Annotated in this window: 1 protein-coding gene; it reads left to right on the forward strand. The window is 45.0% G+C overall.

Annotated elements, in window-relative coordinates; all coding sequences use genetic code 11:
• Positions 1-569 precede the first annotated feature (569 nt).
• Positions 570-2387, forward strand: a complete 1818-nt coding sequence (ltrA, locus tag DW189_RS14160; RefSeq protein ID WP_014774764.1) for a group II intron reverse transcriptase/maturase — start codon at positions 570-572, stop codon at positions 2385-2387.
• The last annotated feature ends 109 nt before the right edge of the window (positions 2388-2496 follow it).

Here is a 2496-nt window from a genome sequence, read left to right on the forward strand (position 1 = left end):
TTTCAGGGCGCGCACGTAATGGTTCTTTGGCAAATGCGTCGATAGCAAGACGTTAGGCAAGTGTTCGATAGCCTATCATCGATCGGCTTATCCGAAAGGGAAACCGGACGGGGAGTATAGCCTGCCGATAAACTGATAAGTCATACAGTTACCAAGTATGCGACTGAATCAGGAGATGAAAGATAGATACGAGGATAAAGTCTGGATTGATTGAACGATAGTCCAAGTGGCACAACTCGAAACTGTGGCGGAAGGTAACTACAGACGCCATACTGTAACACACTCGATTCGACCTTGGAGGGTTGGGTGCAGAACAGGTTACAGCACAACTGCGATAAGCAGAAACGGGCGAAAGTCGTATCCGACAATCTATCAAAGCTATGTTGCCGAAGAATTAAACGTGGATTGCCTAACCCGGAATGCCGAAAGGCTATTAGGTTTCAGACCTATGAAAATCCGGTATGGCAACGGAGCCACCGTAGTAGTCCGAGCGAGGGAAAGCCTCGTACATGGCGAAGGGTGGCAGCTAACATTTTTAATACAAATTAACGGATAATGTGTGAGACATTATGAGAAATCCAGAGAGAGTATTAAACAGTCTGTCAGAGCACAGCAAAGTTTCGAGCTACAAGTTTGAACGGCTCTACAGGGTTCTATTCAATTCGGAAATGTTTCTCCTCGCCTACCATAATATACAAGGTAGGCAGGGAAATATGACGGAAGGTTCCGACGGTAAAACTATCGACGGAATGAGCCTGAAACGGATTGAAAATTTGATTGATGCGCTCAAAGATGAGTCGTACCAACCAAAACCGGCAAGAAGGACGTACATCCCGAAGAAAAACGGGAACATGCGACCTCTCGGCATACCGTCTATCGACGACAAATTAGTGCAGGAGGTATTGCGAATGCTGTTGGAAGCAATTTATGAAGGTAGTTTTGAGAACACCTCGCACGGCTTCCGACCCAAACGCAGCTGCCACACCGCACTGATACAGGTGCAGAAGAATTTTACTGCGGCCAAGTGGTTTATCGAGGGCGACATTGAGGGATTCTTCGATAACATCAACCATGATGTACTTATCGGAATCTTGAAAGAACGTATCGCAGACGACCGCTTTATCCGGCTAATGTGGAAATTTTTGAAAGCTGGCTACATCGAAGATTGGACATTTCATAGAACATACAGCGGAACACCGCAAGGTGGCATCATTAGCCCGATACTGGCTAATATCTATCTCGACAAGCTGGATAAGTACATGAAAGAGTATGCCTGTCAATTCGATAGAGGCGACAGACGGGCAATGAACCTTGAGTACAAACGGTATTCCAGGAAAATTTGGTGGCTCGGCACAAAGCTGAAGCAAACCAAGGATAAAGATACTCGGAAGGAACTGATTGACGCGATTAAGCAACATCAGAAAAACAGGATGCACTTACCCTCTGTCGATGAAATGGACGAGGGATATAGACGGATTAAGTATGTGAGGTATGCCGATGATTTTATTATCGGAGTGATTGGCAGTAAATCGGACTGTGAGGCCATCAAAGAGGATATTAAGAATTTCCTCGGCGAGAAACTGAAATTGACGCTCTCCGAAGAAAAGACCTTGATCACGCACGGCAATAGAAAGGCAAAATTCCTCGGCTATGAAATCTATGTCCGACCATTCACGGATAAGACGTTAAGAGGCGAGAAATCGGGAGTACTTATTAAGGCTTACGGCAAAAAGGTAGTGTTGGAAGTGCCAATGTCCACAATGCGGGATAAACTTCTCTACTACGAGGCGATGGAAATTCATCAATTCGAGGGTAAAGCGAAATGGAAACCCACAAGCCGGACAAAGTTGCTACATCTGGACGACCTCGAAATACTGGATGCCTATAACAGAGAAATCCGAGGTTTTGCAAACTATTTTTCTATCGCAAATAACAGTTCACACCTGAATTCTTTCAAGTACATCATGCAATACAGTCTGTATAAGACTTTTGCACGAAAGTACAGTACGACAGCCCGAAAGATTATCGCAAAGTATCGACATCACAAAGATTTTGCGGTTTTCTATGAGGACAAGAAAGGAGGAAAGAAGATGCGGGTATTCTTCAACGGGAGCTTTAAGCGTAAAACAACCGCGATGGACGCGAGTTGTGATTATGTAGCCAACACGATTTTCAATACCACTGTATCAAGCCTTATACAAAGGTTAAAAGCGGGTAAGTGTGAATTGTGTGGCGCAACGGAAAACATTGAAATACACCACGTCAAAAGACTCAAAGACTTAAAAGGCAAAGAGCCATGGAAAATCCAAATGATTGGACGTCAGAGAAAGACGTTAGCTGTATGTATTCCCTGTCACAACAAGATACATCACGGGATAATAGACTGAATATGTTAGTGGAGAGCCGTGTGCGCCGAGAGGTGCAAGCACGGTTCGGAGGCGAGTTCTTGGAAACCTACCGTAGAAATACGGCAAGGCACCGGGTTCTTAGCCTACG

This window comes from Alistipes sp. AM16-43 (genome assembly GCF_003435745.1).
GTDB lineage: Bacteria > Bacteroidota > Bacteroidia > Bacteroidales > Rikenellaceae > Alistipes > Alistipes onderdonkii.